The sequence below is a fragment of the Cupriavidus sp. 2SB genome, assembly GCF_005503625.1.
Lineage (GTDB): Bacteria > Pseudomonadota > Gammaproteobacteria > Burkholderiales > Burkholderiaceae > Cupriavidus.
On the sequence record NZ_SCMX01000001.1, the window covers coordinates 106559 to 124061 of the forward strand.

Annotated in this window: 18 protein-coding genes; 9 read left to right on the plus strand and 9 right to left on the minus strand. The window is 65.4% G+C overall.

What is annotated here, in order from left to right; all coding sequences use genetic code 11:
* Window positions 1-2: 2 nt before the first annotated feature.
* Window positions 3-1517, minus strand: coding sequence for a xanthine dehydrogenase small subunit (gene xdhA, locus FFS21_RS00545; RefSeq protein WP_137922988.1), 1515 nt, complete (start codon window positions 1515-1517; stop codon window positions 3-5).
* Between the two features lie 288 nt (window positions 1518-1805).
* Between xdhA and FFS21_RS00550 the strand changes: the two genes are divergently transcribed.
* The 7 genes from FFS21_RS00550 to FFS21_RS00580 all read left to right on the plus strand — a co-directional run bounded on the left by FFS21_RS00550 (window position 1806) and on the right by FFS21_RS00580 (window position 8570).
* Window positions 1806-2762, plus strand: coding sequence for a LysR substrate-binding domain-containing protein (locus FFS21_RS00550; RefSeq protein WP_137922989.1), 957 nt, complete (start codon window positions 1806-1808; stop codon window positions 2760-2762).
* A 115-nt stretch (window positions 2763-2877) separates the two neighbouring features.
* On the plus strand, window positions 2878-3492 hold the full coding sequence (locus FFS21_RS00555) for a DUF4126 domain-containing protein (RefSeq protein ID WP_137922990.1): 615 nt from the start codon (window positions 2878-2880) through the stop codon (window positions 3490-3492).
* Between the two features lie 54 nt (window positions 3493-3546).
* Window positions 3547-6117 (plus strand): ABC transporter permease, encoded by a 2571-nt coding sequence (locus FFS21_RS00560; RefSeq protein WP_137922991.1) that lies wholly within the window; start codon window positions 3547-3549, stop codon window positions 6115-6117.
* Between the two features lie 7 nt (window positions 6118-6124).
* Complete coding sequence (locus FFS21_RS00565) at window positions 6125-6568, plus strand: group II truncated hemoglobin (protein WP_249359022.1); 444 nt, start codon at window positions 6125-6127, stop codon at window positions 6566-6568.
* Window positions 6555-7163, plus strand: a complete 609-nt coding sequence (locus FFS21_RS00570) for a DUF924 family protein (protein WP_137922992.1) — start codon at window positions 6555-6557, stop codon at window positions 7161-7163. Before FFS21_RS00565 ends, FFS21_RS00570 begins: the two co-directional genes overlap by 14 nt.
* 100 nt (window positions 7164-7263) lie before the next feature.
* Window positions 7264-7974 (plus strand): TetR/AcrR family transcriptional regulator, encoded by a 711-nt coding sequence (locus FFS21_RS00575; RefSeq protein ID WP_137922993.1) that lies wholly within the window; start codon window positions 7264-7266, stop codon window positions 7972-7974.
* Window positions 7975-7985: 11 nt separating this feature from the next.
* Window positions 7986-8570: an LOG family protein gene (locus FFS21_RS00580; RefSeq protein ID WP_137923072.1), complete on the plus strand. Its 585-nt coding sequence runs from the start codon at window positions 7986-7988 to the stop codon at window positions 8568-8570.
* Between the two features lie 27 nt (window positions 8571-8597).
* Here FFS21_RS00580 and FFS21_RS00585 read toward each other — a convergent pair whose 3' ends face one another.
* The 8 genes from FFS21_RS00585 to FFS21_RS00620 all read right to left on the minus strand — a co-directional run bounded on the left by FFS21_RS00585 (window position 8598) and on the right by FFS21_RS00620 (window position 14800).
* Window positions 8598-9095 carry a diacylglycerol kinase gene (locus tag FFS21_RS00585; protein ID WP_137922994.1) on the minus strand — a complete coding sequence of 166 codons (498 nt, stop codon included), beginning with the start codon at window positions 9093-9095 and terminating at the stop codon, window positions 8598-8600.
* Entirely contained in the window at window positions 9022-10140 is a 1119-nt protein-coding gene (locus tag FFS21_RS00590; protein ID WP_137922995.1) for a glycosyltransferase family 4 protein, read from the minus strand. The genes FFS21_RS00585 and FFS21_RS00590 overlap by 74 nt, the downstream gene beginning before the upstream one ends.
* Window positions 10141-10246: 106 nt before the next feature.
* Complete coding sequence (locus tag FFS21_RS00595; protein ID WP_137922996.1) at window positions 10247-11305, minus strand: UDP-2,3-diacylglucosamine diphosphatase; 1059 nt, start codon at window positions 11303-11305, stop codon at window positions 10247-10249.
* A gap of 50 nt (window positions 11306-11355) precedes the next feature.
* A complete protein-coding gene (locus FFS21_RS00600) occupies window positions 11356-12348 on the minus strand; it encodes an esterase/lipase family protein (protein ID WP_137922997.1) in 993 nt (330 codons plus the stop codon).
* Entirely contained in the window at window positions 12345-12884 is a 540-nt protein-coding gene (locus FFS21_RS00605) for an RDD family protein (RefSeq protein WP_137922998.1), read from the minus strand. The genes FFS21_RS00600 and FFS21_RS00605 overlap by 4 nt, the downstream gene beginning before the upstream one ends.
* A 125-nt stretch (window positions 12885-13009) precedes the next feature.
* On the minus strand, window positions 13010-13783 hold the full coding sequence (locus FFS21_RS00610; protein ID WP_370459265.1) for a DUF3106 domain-containing protein: 774 nt from the start codon (window positions 13781-13783) through the stop codon (window positions 13010-13012).
* 10 nt (window positions 13784-13793) lie between these two features.
* A complete protein-coding gene (locus FFS21_RS00615) occupies window positions 13794-14237 on the minus strand; it encodes a DUF3619 family protein (RefSeq protein ID WP_137923000.1) in 444 nt (147 codons plus the stop codon).
* On the minus strand, window positions 14234-14800 hold the full coding sequence (locus FFS21_RS00620) for an RNA polymerase sigma factor (protein ID WP_137923001.1): 567 nt from the start codon (window positions 14798-14800) through the stop codon (window positions 14234-14236). Before FFS21_RS00620 ends, FFS21_RS00615 begins: the two co-directional genes overlap by 4 nt.
* Window positions 14801-15177: 377 nt before the next feature.
* Here FFS21_RS00620 and FFS21_RS00625 point away from each other — a divergent pair, with 377 nt between their 5' ends.
* Together FFS21_RS00625 and ilvN are read left to right on the plus strand one after the other, a co-directional pair.
* On the plus strand, window positions 15178-16941 hold the full coding sequence (locus tag FFS21_RS00625) for an acetolactate synthase 3 catalytic subunit (protein ID WP_137923002.1): 1764 nt from the start codon (window positions 15178-15180) through the stop codon (window positions 16939-16941).
* Complete coding sequence (gene ilvN / locus FFS21_RS00630) at window positions 16941-17432, plus strand: acetolactate synthase small subunit (protein ID WP_137923003.1); 492 nt, start codon at window positions 16941-16943, stop codon at window positions 17430-17432. Before FFS21_RS00625 ends, ilvN begins: the two co-directional genes overlap by 1 nt.
* Window positions 17433-17503: the final 71 nt, after the last annotated feature.

The following is a 17503-nucleotide window of genomic DNA, read 5'->3' on the forward strand; positions in this document are numbered from 1 at the left end:
CCTCAGACGCTTGCGGTTTCACCAGCACCCACGGCCTCGCCAGCGCCCAGCGCGCGGACATTGACCATGGCAGCGGGGAGGGCGCCATCGCGCGTCTCCAGCCAGAAGCGATAGAGCAGGTTGGCGGCGCCGCGCGAGCGGTAGGCCGCGGTAGCGCGCATATCGGAAAGCGGCGTGTAGTCCTGACCCAGTGCAGCCATGCCGGCGCGCACCGTGGTTTCGTTCCACGGCTGGCCCGTCAGGGCGGCTTCCGCCAGCGGGGCACGCTTGGGTGTGGCGGCCATGCCGCCAAAGGCGATGCAGGCAGACTTGACGATGCCATCTTCGACATCGATGCCGAACGCTGCGCACACGGCCGAGATGTCCTCGTCGAAACGCTTGGACAGCTTGTACGTGCGGAAATGCTGCGGTCCCTTCACCGGCACGCGCAGGCCCGCCACGAACTCGCCTTCGACCATGGCAGTCTTCTGATAGGCGAGGTACAGGTCTTCCAGCGGCATCGTACGACGGGTCTCGCCACGCTGCAGCACCACCTCTGTGCCCAGCGCAATCAGGGCCGGCATCGAGTCACCGATCGGCGAGCCGTTGGCGATGTTGCCGCCCAGCGTGCCCGCGTTGCGGATTGGCAGCGACGCAAAGCGCTTCCACAGTTCGGTCAGATCGGGGTGCGTTTCGGCCAGCGCGGCGTAAGCCTTTTCCAGCGTCACGGCCGCGCCGATCTCGATAACGCCATCGCGCTTGGCCATGCCGGTCAGGTCTTCCACCTGGCCGACGTAAAGCAGGTTGCCCAGTTCACGGAACTGCTTGGTCACCCACAGGCCCACGTCCGTGCTGCCAGCCAGGATGCGGATGCCAGGCTCGGCGGCCTTGATCGCGCCGAACTCGGCGGCGGTGCGCGGGGCGTAGAAATGCTGGCCGCGCACGCTGTAGTGGAAGGTCTCGCCGCGCTTGAGGTTACGCAGCGTATCGGCAATCTGCTTCGGATTCAGGCGGCTGGCCGTCGGCGCGGGCAGGGCCATCATGCGCTGGCCGGCATCGACGATCGGGCGATAGCCGGTGCAGCGGCACAGGTTGCCGGTCAGCGCATCGCAGATTTCCTGCCGAGGGGGCGGGGCGGCGCCGGGCGTGTGCTGCTGGTACAGCGCCCACAGCGACATGACGAAGCCGGGCGTGCAGAAGCCGCATTGCGAGCCATGACACTCCACCATCGCTTCCTGCACCGGGTGCAGCGCGCCGTCGGCCTGGCGCAGGTCTTCCACCGTGATCAGCGCCTTGCCGTCGAGCGTGGGCAGGAACTGGATGCAGGCGTTGACGGCCTTGAACTCGACATCGCCGTCCTGTTTGAGCTCGCCCAGCACGACGGTGCAGGCACCGCAGTCGCCTTCGGCACAGCCTTCCTTGGTGCCGGTGCAGCGCACGTCTTGACGCAGGTACTGCAGGACAGTGCGGGTGACGGGGGCGTCTGCCACTTCCTGGACCTGGCCGCGGTGGAAAAAGCGGATGGTTTGCGTCTCCATGGTCTTCTCTCTTTCGGGGATGGTTGCAAACATAGCATTGGCCCTTTGATGCAATATTCGGCCCATGTGATATGCCCCATCAAGGCGCGCCCAAGGCGACGCGCCTGCGCCGGAACTCCAGCCCCATGGCGGCCTGGCGGCGTTTCTCCGGGTCTTCCCGTAGTTGGGGCGCTGTGGGCGTCCGAATTGACCGCATCGGGGGTGGCTGTCATACACTATGCGCCGTTCCCTTCCCCCACGCCAGCCACGCCCCGCCCGAGAGAGCGCAGGCGCGTGGCGGCATCTGCCATGCACGGACGCGACCATCTCGATACTTACCTGCTGCGGGTACTGCACACCCTGCTCACCGAGCAGAGCGTGACCCGCACCGCCGTCCGGCTGGGCCAGTCGCAGCCGGCCATCAGCAATACGCTGAAGCGCCTGCGCGAAATTACTGGCGACGCCATCCTGGTGCGCGGCAAGAGCGGCATGGTGCCCACCGAGCGAGGCCGCGAGTTGTTGCTGCTGGCCGAGCAGAGTCTGGCGGCGATGGACCGCATCGCGCGTCCGCCGCAGCAGTTCGATCCGGCCACGACGACGCGCACGTTTCACCTGGGCGCGCCGGACTACCTCGACGCCTTCTTCCTGCCGAATATCGTTGAACGCGTGCGCCGGCTGGCGCCGGGCGCCAAGCTGTTCATCCATCCGATGACGCAGTCGGCGGACTTTCTCGATGCGCTGGAGCAGGGCCATCTCGATATCGTGGTGGGCAACTGGCTGTCGCCGCCCGAGCATCTGCACATCTCGCCGCTGTTCGACGATGAAGTGGTCTGCATGCTCGGCGCCCAGCACCCGCTGGCCCGCCACGGGCTGACGCTGCGGCACTACCTGGAAATGCCGCACCTCGCCCCGGCGCCGTACGCGTCGATGCAGCGCAGCATGATCGACCAGGCGCTGGCCGAGCAGGGCTACAAGCGCAATATCCAGGTTACGCTGCCGTATTTCGGGCTGGTGCCTTACGTGCTGATGAAAACCGACATGGTGTTCACCACGGGCCGCCAGTTTGCCGCTCACTATGCCCAGTACCTGCCCATCCGGATGGTGCCTTCGCCGGTGTCGTTCCCGCGCATGCGCTTCTACCAGCTCTGGCACGAGCGCTGCCACGCCGCGCCGGACGTGATGTGGCTGCGTCGCATGATTGCCGAAGTGGCGTCCGACCTGCCGCAATTGCCGCGCCTCGAACCCGTGCCAGCCAACCAAGGCTGAATCGGGTGGGGGAGTGCCGATAGGGGCATAATCGCGTCAAAGGCGCAGGCTGGCGGCGACGGGATTACACTGCCTCGAAGCGCATTGCGCCAATGCGCTGCAAACGAGGACTCCCATGCTCGAAACCGCCGCGCTGGCCGCCGGCATGTCCTGGGCCAGCGGCTTCCGTCTCTATCTGGCCGTGCTGACTGCCGGGGTGCTGGCGCGTCTTGGCTGGCTCGATCTCCCGTCCGGACTCCAGGTGCTGGCATCGTGGTGGGTGATCGGCGTAGCCGCCATCCTGACCGTGACCGAGTTCGTGGCGGACAAGGTGCCCGGTTTCGACACCGCCTGGGACGGCATCCAGACATTCATCCGTATTCCCGCCGGGGCCATCCTGGCTGCCGCCGCGTTCGGCCACATGGACCCGCAATGGACCGTGGCGGCCGGCCTGGTGGGCGGTACGCTGGCAGGCACCGCCCATGCCACCAAGGCCGGTACGCGGGCGCTGATCAATGTCTCGCCCGAACCTTTTTCCAACTGGGTGGCCTCATTCACCGAAGATGTGGGCACGATAGGCGGCCTGCTGCTGGCGATCTTCCTGCCGGTGGTGTTCTTCGTGCTGCTGGGCGTGTTCCTGCTGGTGGCCATCTGGTTGCTGCCCAGGCTTTGGCGCGGGGTCAAGCGGCTGCACGCGGGGCTGCGCGGTGTGGGGCGTGGTTCCGCAGAGGGGCCGCCCCGCCGGCCGTGACTGCGATATCCCTTTTTACTTCCTGAATACAGATTTCCCGATAGCCAACTGCCGATGCCAGCCGAGACCGTTTCCGTCGATCCCCCCGTCCGATTCTCCGCGTGGCGCCAGGCCCTGCGCATGGCCCGCCGCGACTGGCTGGCTGGTGAACTGACGCTGCTGCTGTTTGCGCTGGTGCTGGCCGTGGCGGCGCTCTCCAGCGTGGGTTTCCTGGCCGACCGCATGCGGCTGGGGCTGGAGCGCGATGCGCGGCAAATGATCGGTGCCGATGTTCGCCTGAGCGCCGATCAACCCTTCGACACGGCCTTTATCGACCGGGCGAAGCGCGATGGATTGCAGGTGGCGCAGACCGTGACGTTCCCTAGCATGGCCACGGCGCGTCCGGCCGGGGCACCGGAAGGAGGGGAGGCCGCCAGCCAACTGGCCGCGCTCAAGGCCGTCAGCGACGGCTACCCGCTGCGCGGCGGCCTCAAGCTGGCGCAGGCACCCGGCGGCGACGAAGCGGCGGCGAACGGCATCCCGGCCCCCGGCACGGCCTGGGTGGACGAGGCGCTGCTGGGATCGCTGAACCTGCGCATGGGCGACAGCATCCAGCTGGGCAGCCAGACGTTCCGCATCGAACGCATCATCACGCAGGAACTCGATCGGGGCGCCGGCTTCATGAACTTTGCGCCGCGCGTGATCTTCCCGATGAGCGATCTGGAAGCGACCAGGCTAATCGGCTGGGGCAGCCGCGTGACGTACCGCCTGCTGGTGGCGGGCCCCGATGCCGCAGGGCAGGCGTACCAGAAGTGGGCCGCCGACGAGATCGAGCAGAAGCATTTGCGCAACATGCATGTGGAATCGCTCGAATCGGGTCAGCCGCAGATGCGTGCCACGCTGGACCGCGCCGAGCGGTTCCTGTCGCTGGTGGCGGTGTTGTCGGCGATGATCGCCGCCGTGGCCATCGCAATGTCCGCGCGCCGGTACATGCAGCGCCACACCGACGCCTGCGCGGTCTACAAGTGCATGGGCCTGTCGCGGCGACAGATCCTGGCTGCGTTCGGCATCGAGTTCCTGCTACTGGGACTGGGCGGTGCACTGGTCGGGGTGGCGATTGGTTACGCCGCGCACTATGGGCTGCTCAAGTCGCTGGGCGGCGTGCTGCAGGTTTCGCTGCCGCATCCTTCGCTGGTGCCGGCGCTTGTCGGCATGGCGGCCGGGCTGGTGCTGTTGGTGGGGTTTGCGCTGCCGCCGCTGCTTGCGCTCACGCGCGTCGCGCCGCTGCGCGTCTTACGGCGTGACATCGGTCCGCCGCCCGTTTCGGCGTGGATCGCCTATGCGCTGGGGCTGGTCGCCTTCGTGGCGCTGCTGCTGGTGGCCGCGCGCGATGTGAAACTCGGCATCACCACGGCAGGCGGCTTCGTGGGCGCGGGCGCGGTGTTCGCCGTATTGGCGCTGGTGCTGCTGCTGGCATTCTCGCGCGCCATGCGTGGCCGGGCGCGCGGCAGCGTGGGATGGCGCTTTGCGCTGGCCGTGCTGGAGCGGCGCCGGGGGGTAACGGTGCTGCAGACGGTGGCGCTGGCGGTGGGACTGATGGCGCTGCTGCTGCTCGGCATGACGCGCAACGACCTGATCGATTCGTGGCGCAACGCCACGCCGGCCGATGCGCCGAACCGCTTCATCATCAACATCCAGCCCGACCAGCGCGAGCCGCTGCGCGACATGCTGGCCAGTAGCGGCGTGGACGACAGGCTGTTCCCGATGGTGCGCGGCCGCCTGATCCAGATTGGCGAGCGCGCGGTGCAGGCCGATAGCTATCGCGAGGACCGTGCGCGCAGACTGGTGGAGCGCGAGTTCAATCTTTCGTATATGGACGCGCTGCCGGAAGGCAACGAGGTGGTGGCGGGTAAATGGGATCTGGGTCAGGGCAATGGTGGGGCCTCGGTGGAAGAGGGCATCGCCAAGACCCTGAACATTCGGCTGGGCGATACGCTGCGCTTCGACATAGCGGGCCAGACCGTGGAAGCGCCGGTCACGTCGTTGCGCAAGCTCGAATGGGGTTCGATGCGCGTCAATTTCTTCGTCATCCTGCCCACGGCCCGGATGCATGACATGCCAGCCACGTACATCACGGCGTTCCATCTGCCGCCTGCCCAGGCGGCACTCGGCAACAAGCTCACTGCGGCCTTTCCGAATATCACTGTGGTCAATACGGACCTGATCCTGCGTCAGGTTCAGGGCGTGCTCGATCAGGTCATCGCCGCCGTGGAGTTCCTGTTCATCTTCACGCTGCTGGCCGGTGTCACCGTGCTGTACGCAGCACTGTCCGGTGCGCGCGACGAACGCAAGCGCGACGCGGGCCTGCTCAAGGCGCTGGGCGCGTCCGCGGCGATGGTGCGGCAGACCCAGTACGCGGAGTTTCTCGTTGTGGGCGGCCTGGCCGGGCTGCTGGCCAGCCTGGGCGCCGTCGCCGTGGGCTGGGGCCTGTCCCAGTTCGTGTTCGACTTCCCCTACCGTTTCAACGCGTGGATTCTGCCCGTGGGCGTGGTTTCTGGCATGCTGTGCGCTTTTGCGGGCGGCTGGCTGGGTTTGCGCGAGGTGCTGCGCCAACCGGCACTGGCCACGCTGCGCGATGTGAATTGAGCCAGCCATGAGTGACGACACCACCAACAACGACAACAACGACAATAACGACAACAACGAACAGCGCGAGGAAATCACCGCCTACGAACTGCTGGGCGGCGAGGCGCGCGTGCGCGAACTCGTGGACCGTTTCTACGACCTGATGGACCTGGAGACGGAGTTCGCCGGCCTGCGGGCGCTGCATCCGCCGACGCTCGACGGTTCGCGCGACAAGCTGTTCTGGTTCCTGTGCGGCTGGCTGGGCGGCCCGAACTACTTCATCGACCGCTTTGGCCACCCGAAGCTGCGCGCACGCCATTTACCCTTCGAGATCGGCACGAGCGAGCGCGACCAGTGGATGCGCTGCATGGCGCTGGCGATGCAGGATGTCAACGTGCCCGAGACGCTGCAGATGCGGCTGATGCAGGCGCTGTTTCAGACGGCCGACTGGATGCGCAATGTCCAGCGCTGAAACGTCGAGGATTCCCGCCGCCGCGCAAGCCGTCCTCGATTTCTGGTTCGGCTTGCCCGGCTCCAATGTGTGGAATCAGACGCGGCGCGAGTGGTTCATCAAGTCCGATGCGTTCGATGCGGAAATCCGCACAAGGTTTCTTGCCGACTGGCAGGCCGCGCATGACGGCGCCCCGGATGACTGGTCTGTGACCCCGGCCGGCGCTTGCGCGCGGATCGTGCTGCTCGACCAGTTCCCGCGCAACATGTTCCGCGGCGACGCGCGCAGCTTTGCCACGGACGCCCAGGCGCTGACGCTGGCACAACGCCTGCTGGCCGATGGCCGGGATCGGCAAATGCCCACGCCATGGCACCGCATGTTCTGCTATCTGCCGTTCGAGCATGCAGAGGACATGGCGCAGCAGAACATCTCGGTACGGGAATTTACGGCACTGCGGGAGGACACGGCGGGTGCCGTCGATGTGGTGGAGTGGGCCGAGAAGCATCGGGACTTCGTCGCCCGTTTCGGGCGGTTCCCGCACCGCAACGCGGTGGTCGGGCGTGCAACCTCGGAAGAGGAAGCGGCTTTCCTGAAGCAGCCGGGGTCGCGTTTCTAGCTGCGCAGTGCCGCGTGCCTTTGGCGCCGCCCAATCGGGGCGGGTGGGCCGCTGTGCTTATAATCCCAATCCTGCCGATCGAAGTTCTGTCCAGATATCCATGGAAGCCAAGCCGCAAACTGGCCCGCGTCGTACCCGGGACCGCATTCTCGATGTTTCGCTGCGCCTGTTCAACGAACTGGGCGAACCGAACGTCACCACCACGACGATCGCGGAGGCCATGGAGATCAGTCCCGGCAACCTCTACTATCACTTCCGCAACAAGGACGACATCATCAATTCCATCTTCGTGCGCTTCGAGCAGGAGATGGAGCGCCGCCTGAGGATGCCGGAGGACCACAAGGCTACGCTGGGCGAGAGCTGGGACTACCTGCAGTACATGTCCGAGTTCCTGTGGAATTACCGCTTCCTGTACCGCGACATCAACGACCTGCTGGCGCGCAACCGGATGCTGGAGACCAACTTCAAGCGCATCGTCGAGCAGAAGAAGCGCTTCGCGCTGGAGATCTGCCGCCAGTTCCAGGAAGACGGCGACATGGATGCCACGCCGGAACAGGTGGATGCGGTCTGCACCAATATCGTCGTGATCGCCACGTACTGGCTGTCTTTCCAGTTCGTGCAGCACCCGCGCCAGTACAACGATCCCGAACAGATTCGCGGCTATCTGCACGGCTCCAGCTATCACATCTTCTCGATCCTCGCGCCCTACCTGCGCGGCAAGGCGCGCGAGGCGTTCGACCAGTTGGCGCGCGACTACGCCACGCAGAAGGCCGCTGACGACAAGGCCCGTGCCGACAAGGAGCGCAAGTGAGCACGAGCACGATGACATCGATCTGCGTCTATTGCGGCTCCAGCCCGGGATTCCGGCCGGAGTATGCCGAGGCCGCCCGAACGCTGGGCCAGCGCATGGCCGAGCAAGGTCTGGCACTGGTCTACGGCGGTGGCAAGGTCGGCCTGATGGGGATCGTGGCGGATAGCGTGATGGCACACGGCGGTACGGCCATCGGCGTGATCCCCGATGCGCTGATGCAGAAAGAGGTGGGCCATCGCGGCCTGACCGAACTGCACGTCGTGCGCAATATGCACGAGCGCAAGCAGATGATGGCCGACCGCTCCGATGCCTTCATCGCCATGCCGGGGGGAGTCGGTACCTTCGAGGAACTGTTCGAGACCTTTACGTGGGCCCAGCTCGGCTATCACGACAAGCCCGTGGGGCTCCTCAACGTGGCGGGTTTCTACGATGGGATGCTGGCCTTCCTGAACCACGCCGTGGGCGAGGGATTCCTGAAACAGGTACACGCCGACATGCTGCATGTATCGGATCGCGCCGAAGACCTGATCGGCAAGCTCGCGGCGGCGCCGCGCGTACACGTCGACAAATGGCAGGCGGGGCGCGAGAAAACCTGACGGCGCCCTGACGCGGCGCTGCTGATCCTATTTCAGCAGCGCTCCCACCCAGTGCACCAGGTGTGGTCCGCCAATCGCCAGCCACGTCCCGCCACACAGCACCAGCGCCAGCATCACCGCCGCACTGCCGAAATCCTTGGCGCGCTTCGAGAGACTGTGGCGTTCCAGCGAGATCCGGTCGATGGCTGCCTCTACGCTGGAGTTCAGCAGTTCCACGATCAGTACCAGCAGCAGCGTACCGAGCAGCAGCACGCGCTCCACGATCGATACCGGCAGCAAAAACGCGCACGGCGCCAGGATGACCACCAGCGTCAGTTCCTGGCGAAACGCACTTTCTTCCAGCACGGCGAAGCGCAGGCCCGACAGCGAGTTGATACCCGCATGCCACGCCCGGCTCAAGCCGCGATTGCCCTTGTGGGGATTCTTTTCTACGGAGTAGTCGGCGTCCACTTCAGCCGCCGTTCGGGCGGTGGTCGGCCGAGGCAGCGACGGATCTCGCGGTTGCGTGGGGTGAGACTTGGCCATGATCGGGTGCGACGGGTTGTACCGGGTTGTCGGTGCCGCCCGCCTGGGGTGCCAGCGGACGCAGGTGCGCGAGGAACTGCTCGGATGCCGCGCGCCAGGAGAATTTCTCGGCATGCGCGCGGGCCGTTGCGCGGTCGATGCGCAGGGCTTCCAGGCAGGCTTCCCGCAGGTCTTCGTGCATGACGCCAGCCGGGCTGTCGCCGAGCACGTCGATCGGCCCCGTCACCGGATAAGCCGCCACGGGCAGGCCGCTGGCCAGCGCTTCGAGTAGAACCAACCCAAACGTATCGGTCCGGCTTGGGAACACGAAAATATCTGCGGAAGCATACACCTTTGCCAGTTCTGGCTGTTTGAGCACGCCCAGATAGTTTGCAGACGGATACCGCGACTTCAGTGCCGCCAGGGCCGGCCCATCCCCCACGACCCATTTGGAGCCGGGGAGGTCGAGTTGCAGGAAGGCCTCGACGTTCTTCTCCACTGCCACGCGACCCACGTAGAGGAAGATCGGATGCGCCGTGTTTAAAACGTTTGCTCGCTGCGCGGTAAAGACATCGAGATCCACGCCGCGTGTCCACAGCACCCCGTTGGTGATGCCGTAGTGCTGCAGGTCGTCAAGCACGACCGGCGTGGGTGCCATGACCGCGCGCGCCGGTCCATGGAACCAGCGCAGGAAGCGGTAGGTCCATGCCAGCGGAATGCCGAAGCGTGCCTGCACATACTCCGGAAAGCGTGTGTGGTAGGCCGTGGTGAATGGCAGGCGGTGCTTCATCGCATATGCGCGTGCCGCCAGGCCGAGCGGGCCTTCCGTGGCGATGTGGAGCGCCTCGGGGCGAAATTGTTCGATGCGTTGGCGCACCCGGCCCGATGGCAGGATCGAGAGGCGGATTTCGGGATAGGTGGGGCAGGGCACCGTGCGGAATTCCAGCGGTGTGAGCAGGTCCACCGTGTGGCCCATGGCCTCGAGTTCGCGGCGCGTGGACTTCAGGGTGCGCACCACGCCGTTGACCTGCGGTTCCCAGGCATCGGTGACGATCATGACTCTCATCGGGAGACTCCTTGCGGCGGTTCAGGCCGGATGTTGGGGATGCGTGGGGTGCGTGGTATCGCTGCGCACGTTGGCCATCGCAGCGGTACCACGGAAGGGATGCCGCTCAGGCGGCGACTGTTGCGCTGCGGCGGCGACGACGGCTGACCGGCTCGGGCGGATCGATCAGCGTTGTCCAGTAGATGATCTTCAGCTCGCCCTCCATGGTCTCCACCAGTGCGGAGAGGCTTTCCACCCAGTCGCCGTCGTTGCAGTAGAGCTGGCCGTCCACCTCGCGGATCTCGGCCTTGTGGATGTGGCCGCAGACCACGCCATCGCAGCCGCGTCGGCGCGCTTCGTCCACCATCGCGTGTTCGAACGAGTTGATGTAGCTCACTGCGTTCTTGACCTGATGCTTCAGGTATTGCGAAAGCGACCAGTACTCGAAGCCGAGCCGGGCGCGCACGCGGTTGAAGTGCCGGTTCAGCGCCAGGATCATCGTGTAGAGCGAGTCACCCAGATGGGCGAGCCACTTGGCATGCTGTACCACCCCGTCGAACAGGTCGCCGTGCACCACCCAGAGCCGCTTGCCGGTGGCGGTCACGTGGACCGTATCCTCGCGCACGGTGATATCGCCAAACGCCATGCCGTCGAACTGGCGCGCGGCTTCGTCGTGGTTGCCCGGCACGTAGATGACCTCGGTGCCCTTGCGTGCCTTGCGCAGCAGCTTCTGCACCACGTCGTTGTGGCTTTGCGGCCAGTACCACCCTCGGCGCAACTGCCAGCCGTCGATGATGTCACCCACGAGGTACAGCACGTCGGAGTCGTTGTGCTTCAGGAAGTCGAGCAGGTAGGTGGCCTGGCAGCCTGGCGTGCCGAGGTGGATGTCGGACAGCCAGATCGCCCGGTAGCGATGCATCGGCGATTCGTTGTCGGCGGTGGAGCGGCAGGCGGCGCTATCGCCCGGATGCAGCGCGGCGTGTGCGGTGGGGGTGTCGGCAGGCAGGTCTACGGGCGGCGGCATGAAGGCCGCAAAGGCGGCGGACATCTGGGCAGATATCGGGAGTGCCACGTCGGGCTTGCCGCGCAGGCGTTGCGCGAGCCGCGAAACACTACCGCGTGTAGATCGGATGGCTTGCATGGCGGCCCCGGTGTCGGCGATGGCTGCATTGAGCCAGCGCGGCATGACGGAGCCGTGACGGAAACATGAATGTCACATGAAATCGTCGGGGGAAATCAGGCTTGCTGGACCGGGGCGTTTTGCGCGCGCAATTGGGCCAGTGCTGCGAGCGTGGCTTCGATTGCACGGGGATGGCGCAGTAGTGCAACATGCCCGATGCCGTCGAGCGCAACATGGTGAGCGCCTTCCAGCCACGAGGTGCCAGGTGGACCCGCAATCGAATCGTGCCAGCTGAAGACCGAAACGATATGCGCGCGCATCGCGGGCGTTTCGGCGGCAGCCAGCGCGGCCAGCCATGGACTCTGCCAGCGCATCTGCCAGGCGTTGCGGCCACCGGCAAAGCGCGCCAGCGCGCAACCATGGTGAGGGCTGCCCAGTGTGACGATGCCTGTGCTGGGCGGTGTGGAACCATCGCGCGCCGCCAGCACCAGCGCGGCCCGCGCGGCGAGTCCGCCCATGCTGTGGCAGACCAGCAGCGGTGGATGTCCCGTACGTGCGGCCATCTCTCGCATGCGGGCCAGCAACGGCGCCGCATAGTCGTCGATATCGCCCAGCACGGGCGTCAGGTCGATGCCCTCACATTGATATCCCGCCGCCGCGAGCGCGGGGGCCATGTCCAGCCAGATCGCGTGATTGCAACCGTATCCATGCACCATCAGCACGTGCGGTGCGTCAGGCAGGGGGCGGGCCGGCTGTGCAAAGTCCAGGCGCGAGCGGAACGGCTGCAGCCAGTTGAACATGCGGAAGACTGCGCGGTACTCGGTCAGATATCCGCGCATCGCCGCGGGGATGCCAAGCGGCTGGCAATGCGGCGCATCGGTCGGAAGCGGGGGACGTTGTTCCGGTGCAATACCTACGCCAGCGAGCGTGGCCGCGAATGCCAAGGCGATGCTGAGGCCGAATGCCCCGAGCACGGCAAGGACGGCTGTCACCAGGGCCACAGGGACGGTCCAGCCGGCCGAAAGGATCAGCCACGCGGCCAGTGAGGCCATGGCAGCTACCTGCAAGGTCACGGCAACGCGTCGCAGGGCGGCGGCCGTGAGGCTCACGGCTGTTGCGGCCGAAGGTCGATCAGGCGCGTGCCAGCCAGTCGGTCATGCAGCAGTTGGCGTCGCGGATCGAGCCACGCCAGCGACAACCAGATCAGCAGGCCCACTGCCAGCGCACCGACGAACGGCCCCTTGGTCAGACCGAGGGCGTGACCCACGGCGGCGGCGGGCGGCAGCCACAGCCACGCCAGTACGAAGCGCAGCAATGCCTGCGGCCAGCGCGGCGGCAGACCCGATGCGTTTTCCACGCGGATACGCCATGTCTGCATCGCCAGCGTCTGACCACTGCGCTGCCAGAACCAGGAGAAATAGAACGCCAGCACGGCAAAGACCCAAGCCTGCCGCACGTAGGGGTGATCGATGCCGATCCGATGCAGGGCGGGCTGGACAGCCACGTATAGCGCGCTGGCGGCCATCAGGACACCGAACAGCAGCACGCCGTCGTAGAGCATGCAGAACAGGCGGCGGCGCACCGGCGGTGTACGCGGCGTGGCGGCGGGCGAGGGGTGGGACACGGTTGGAGTGGCGGCAGGCATGGCGCTAGGCAGCAGGGTAAGCGGCCATTATGCCAAGCGTGCGTGGATGGCGGAATCGCGGCAAGCCAGTACGGCTAGCCGGTGCTGCGGAACCGTTCGGAAATCCTGGCCGGGCAACCGGAAAGTTAACGCGTCGGTTCTGACCGGTTGAAGTCAGTGGAGGCCTCGCCCGTGACGGGCGGGGCAAGCCCTTCGGACTGCGGCGGTGCGACGGCCGCCGTGGCAGCCGATGCCGGCAACACGGGGGCCGGGGCCACTGGCGCCGACGCGGCGGCCACCGCATCGGCGGCCGGCACCGATGCGGGCGCGGCCTCGGGCGTGCTCGCTGCCTTCCTGCCGTGATGCTGCGATGCGCGTGCCGACTCCGGCAACGGGCGCTTGCCGGAGGGCAGGGCACTCACCGCGCCAGGACGGCCCGGTACTTTCTCGGCGGCGGCCAGCTTCTTCTTCTGGTCGTCAGGCAACTGCTGGTAGCGATCCCATGCCTCGGACTTCTTCTCCTGCGGCAAGGTACGCGTGATCTGGTAGTTCTCGCGCGCCAGGCGACGCTGCTGCGGTGTCATCTTGACCCATTCGGTCATGCGCTCCTGCAGCCTGGCCTGTTCCTCGGGTTTGAGCCGGGGATACAGGTCCGCAATGCGTTGCCATTTGCGGCGGTTCAGTTCGGGAATCGTGTCCCAGAGTGGTTGCAGCGGGGCAAGGACCTTCTGGTGCGACGGGGTCAGCTCGGCCCACGTCGGATGGGCATTGACGACGGGGCGCGCTGCAGGCTGGCTGGCGGCGGGCCCCTGTGCACGCGCGGTGTCGACCACGGCATCGATGCCAAGTGCAGCCATCGCCGTGCCTGCTACGCAAAGTGCGGCAAGCCGGCGACGGAGCGCGGCGGTCCGGAGAATCATGCGCGCCATCCTATTGGTCGCGGTCGCGCTTCAGGAACACGTGGAAGCCCTGGTCGGCATAGGCCGAGGGCGGCAGGTCGTCGAGCAGCATCGCGGCGTCCACATCGGCCAGTTCCTCGACGCGTTTCTGTTCCTGCCAGCGATAGATACCCAGCAGGCCCGCGCCCAGCGCCACCAGTGTCCAGACCAGTGCAAGCTTGCGCATCCATGCGCCAGCACGGTGCAGGGGCGTGTCGCCCTCGTCTTCGAAGGCGAAGCCGCGCGGCGCGCCCGGCATGGCCAGTTGCGGTGCATGGGCAGGTGCCTCGGTCTTTCGGGCGGCCAGCGCCATCCGCCGCGCGGCGGCCAGCCGGTCGGAAATGTCTTGCGGCACGGCATCCGCAGAGGCATCGAGTGCCAGGCGGATCTGGTGCGCAATGCGCCGTTCGTGAATATCTCGTTCGTTTCTGCTCATAGTCGGACCCCCCGCGCACGCAAGGCTTGCGCCAGTGTGTGAGTTGCACGGGAACAGTGCGTCTTGACGCTGCCCTCCGAGCAGCCCATCACGGCTGCCGTTTCGGCCACGTCCATATCCTCCCAGTAACGCATCAGGAAAGCCTCGCGTTGACGCGTGGGGAGTCGCTGTATTTCCTGTTCGATGATGTGCATGACCTGGGCGCGCTCCACCTTGTCGGCGCTGCTCTCGGACATCTGGGTGCCGGATTCGGCCTCGAGCGTCTCCAGCAGGTCGCTGTCGTCGCCTTCGCGCTCGTCGCGAAGGTTGGAGAACAAGGTCACCCAGGTATTGCGCACCTTCTGGCGGCGGAACCAGTCGTGGATGGTGTTCTGCAAGATGCGCTGGAACAGGGGCGGCAGCTCCGCGGCACTTTTGTCGGCGTACTTCTCCGCCAGCTTGATCATGGCGTCCTGCACGATGTCCAGTGCAGCTTCGTCATCCCGCACGGCGAATACGGCCTGCTTGAAGGCGCGGCGCTCCACACTGGCGAGAAAATCGGAGAGTTCCTTGTCGGTGGCCATGCAGGCAGAAACAGCAGTTGGGCGGGGATGCCGGGTCGAATGTGCCGTCCAAGTCCTTTGGCACACCGAAGATGTCTGCGATGCTAGCAAAAAACAGGTCGTTTCGGCCACTGCTGTATTCAAGTGCAGACATGAAGGCTGCCTCCGCAGCGGGCGCCGGTGTGGCGTTCATGCGCCGCGCTGGTGCGGCAGTGCAAAAAGTTCTTTTATTGCGTCGCAGCCTTGCAGTATCATCGGCGGTTCACACGACATCAGTGGTTGTCTCATCAGACCGCTTATAAGGCGGTCTTCTCATGCAGACGCGCACCGCTTGAACCCGAGCCACAAGCCCGGCAGAGAGCATCCAAACAATTTTTTGCCGAAAATTGCAAAGGAAAATGAACATGCACAGCGCGGAAACTTCCCACGCAGATAGCAATTCATCCTCCGCCCGAGAAATGATCGGAGCGGAAATCCTCGTCAATGCACTTGCCGAAGAAGGCGTCGAGTACGTCTGGGGCTACCCCGGCGGCGCAGTGCTGTATATCTACGACGAGCTCCACAAGCAAACGAAATTCGAACACATCCTGGTCCGCCACGAGCAGGCCGCCGTGCATGCCGCTGACGGCTATGCCCGCGCGACCGGCAAGGTCGGCGTTGCCCTGGTGACTTCGGGTCCGGGCGTGACCAATGCCGTGACCGGTATTGCCACGGCCTACCTGGACTCGATCCCGATGGTGGTGATCACCGGCAACGTGCCGACCCACGCCATTGGCCAGGACGCCTTCCAGGAATGCGATACCGTCGGCATCACGCGTCCGATCGTCAAGCACAACTTCCTCGTGAAGGATGTGCGCGATCTGGCCGCGACGATCAAGAAGGCGTTCTTCATCGCCGCAACGGGCCGTCCCGGCCCCGTGGTCGTCGACATTCCGAAGGACGTGTCGCGCAACGCCTGCAACTACGAGTACCCGAAGGCCGTGGACATGCGGTCCTACAACCCGGTCAACAAGGGTCACTCGGGCCAGATCCGCAAGGCCGTGGCGCTGCTGCAAGGCGCCGAGCGTCCGTACATCTACTCGGGCGGCGGCGTGGTACTGGCCAACGCCAGCGAAGAGTTGCGCGAGCTGGCAGCCCTGACGGGCCACCCGGTGACCAACACGCTGATGGGCCTGGGCGCGTTCCCGGGTTCGCACAAGCAGTTCGTCGGCATGCTCGGCATGCACGGCACGTATGAAGCCAACATGGCCATGCAGAACTGCGATGTGCTGATTGCCATCGGCGCACGCTTCGATGACCGCGTGATCGGCAACCCGGCGCACTTCACGTCGCAGGCACGCAAGATCATTCATATCGACATCGACCCGTCGTCGATCTCGAAGCGCGTCAAGGTGGATATTCCCATCGTCGGCAACGTCAAGGACGTGCTGCAGGAACTGATCGCCCAGATCAAGGCCAGCGACGCCAAGCCGAAGCGCGAGGCGCTGGCGAAGTGGTGGGACCAGATCGAGCAATGGCGTTCGGTGGACTGCCTCAAGTACGACCGCAATTCCGAGATCATCAAGCCGCAATACGTGGTGGAAAAGATCTGGGAACTGACGAAGGGCGATGCATTCATCTGCTCGGACGTGGGTCAGCACCAGATGTGGGCTGCACAGTTCTACAAGTTCAACGAGCCGCGCCGCTGGATCAACTCCGGTGGCCTGGGCACGATGGGCGTGGGCCTGCCGTACGCCATGGGCATCAAGAAGGCGTTTCCGGACAAGGAAGTGGTCACCATCACCGGTGAAGGCTCGATCCAGATGTGTATCCAGGAACTGTCGACCTGCCTGCAGTACGACACCCCGGTGAAGATCTGCTCGCTCAACAACGGCTACCTCGGCATGGTGCGCCAGTGGCAGGAAATCGAGTACGACAACCGTTACTCGCATTCCTACATGACTGCGCTGCCGGACTTCGTGAAACTGGCGGAGGCCTATGGCCACATCGGCATGCGTATCGAGAAGACGTCTGACGTCGAACCGGCGCTGCGCGAAGCCTTCCGACTCAAGGATCGCACCGTGTTCCTGGACTTCCAGACGGACCCCACGGAAAACGTGTGGCCGATGGTCCAGGCCGGCAAGGGTATCTCCGAAATGCTGCTTGGCGTGGAGGACCTGTGATGCGACACATTATCTCGGTCCTGCTGGAAAACGAACCCGGCGCGCTGTCGCGCGTGGTGGGCCTGTTCTCTGCACGCGGCTATAACATCGAGACGCTGACGGTGGCGCCCACCGAAGATGCGTCGCTGTCCCGGATGACCATCGTCACCACTGGCTCGGATGATGTGATCGAACAGATCACGAAGCATCTGAACCGGCTGGTCGAAGTGGTCAAGGTTGTCGACCTGACCGAAGGTGCGCACATCGAACGCGAGCTCATGCTCGTCAAGGTGCGTGCCGTGGGCAAGGAGCGCGAGGAATTGAAGCGCACTGCCGACATCTTCCGTGGCCGCATCATCGATGTGACTGAAAAGACGTACACCATCGAGCTGACCGGTAACGGCGGCAAGCTGGATGCGTTCCTCGATGCCATCGACCGCACCGCGATCCTGGAAACCGTCCGTACGGGCGGGTCCGGCATCGGCCGTGGCGAGCGCATCCTGAAGGTCTGACCGGCGCCCCCGGCAACAGAGCACGGCCACAAGCCGACAGCAGTATCCCGAAGCGGCGCGGCGCCACGTTA

Excerpts from the sequence above, each read along its gene's own strand:
- FFS21_RS00595 (WP_137922996.1), bottom strand. The coding sequence starts at position 11,305 with ATGCCGCGCTGGCTCAATGCAGCCATCGCCGACACCGGGGCCGCCATG.
- FFS21_RS00570 (WP_137922992.1), top strand. The coding sequence starts at position 6,555 with ATGTCCAGCGCTGAAACGTCGAGGATTCCCGCCGCCGCGCAAGCCGTC.
- FFS21_RS00575 (WP_137922993.1), top strand. The coding sequence starts at position 7,264 with ATGGAAGCCAAGCCGCAAACTGGCCCGCGTCGTACCCGGGACCGCATT.
- FFS21_RS00565 (WP_249359022.1), top strand. The coding sequence starts at position 6,125 with ATGAGTGACGACACCACCAACAACGACAACAACGACAATAACGACAAC.
- xdhA (WP_137922988.1), bottom strand. The coding sequence starts at position 1,517 with ATGGAGACGCAAACCATCCGCTTTTTCCACCGCGGCCAGGTCCAGGAA.
- FFS21_RS00605 (WP_137922998.1), bottom strand. The coding sequence starts at position 12,884 with ATGCCTGCCGCCACTCCAACCGTGTCCCACCCCTCGCCCGCCGCCACG.
- FFS21_RS00590 (WP_137922995.1), bottom strand. The coding sequence starts at position 10,140 with ATGAGAGTCATGATCGTCACCGATGCCTGGGAACCGCAGGTCAACGGC.
- FFS21_RS00585 (WP_137922994.1), bottom strand. The coding sequence starts at position 9,095 with ATGGCCAAGTCTCACCCCACGCAACCGCGAGATCCGTCGCTGCCTCGG.
- FFS21_RS00580 (WP_137923072.1), top strand. The coding sequence starts at position 7,986 with ATGACATCGATCTGCGTCTATTGCGGCTCCAGCCCGGGATTCCGGCCG.
- FFS21_RS00610 (WP_370459265.1), bottom strand. The coding sequence starts at position 13,783 with ATGATTCTCCGGACCGCCGCGCTCCGTCGCCGGCTTGCCGCACTTTGC.
- FFS21_RS00620 (WP_137923001.1), bottom strand. The coding sequence starts at position 14,800 with ATGGCCACCGACAAGGAACTCTCCGATTTTCTCGCCAGTGTGGAGCGC.
- ilvN (WP_137923003.1), top strand. The coding sequence starts at position 16,941 with ATGCGACACATTATCTCGGTCCTGCTGGAAAACGAACCCGGCGCGCTG.
- FFS21_RS00550 (WP_137922989.1), top strand. The coding sequence starts at position 1,806 with ATGCACGGACGCGACCATCTCGATACTTACCTGCTGCGGGTACTGCAC.
- FFS21_RS00555 (WP_137922990.1), top strand. The coding sequence starts at position 2,878 with ATGCTCGAAACCGCCGCGCTGGCCGCCGGCATGTCCTGGGCCAGCGGC.
- FFS21_RS00625 (WP_137923002.1), top strand. The coding sequence starts at position 15,178 with ATGAACATGCACAGCGCGGAAACTTCCCACGCAGATAGCAATTCATCC.
- FFS21_RS00560 (WP_137922991.1), top strand. The coding sequence starts at position 3,547 with ATGCCAGCCGAGACCGTTTCCGTCGATCCCCCCGTCCGATTCTCCGCG.
- FFS21_RS00615 (WP_137923000.1), bottom strand. The coding sequence starts at position 14,237 with ATGAGCAGAAACGAACGAGATATTCACGAACGGCGCATTGCGCACCAG.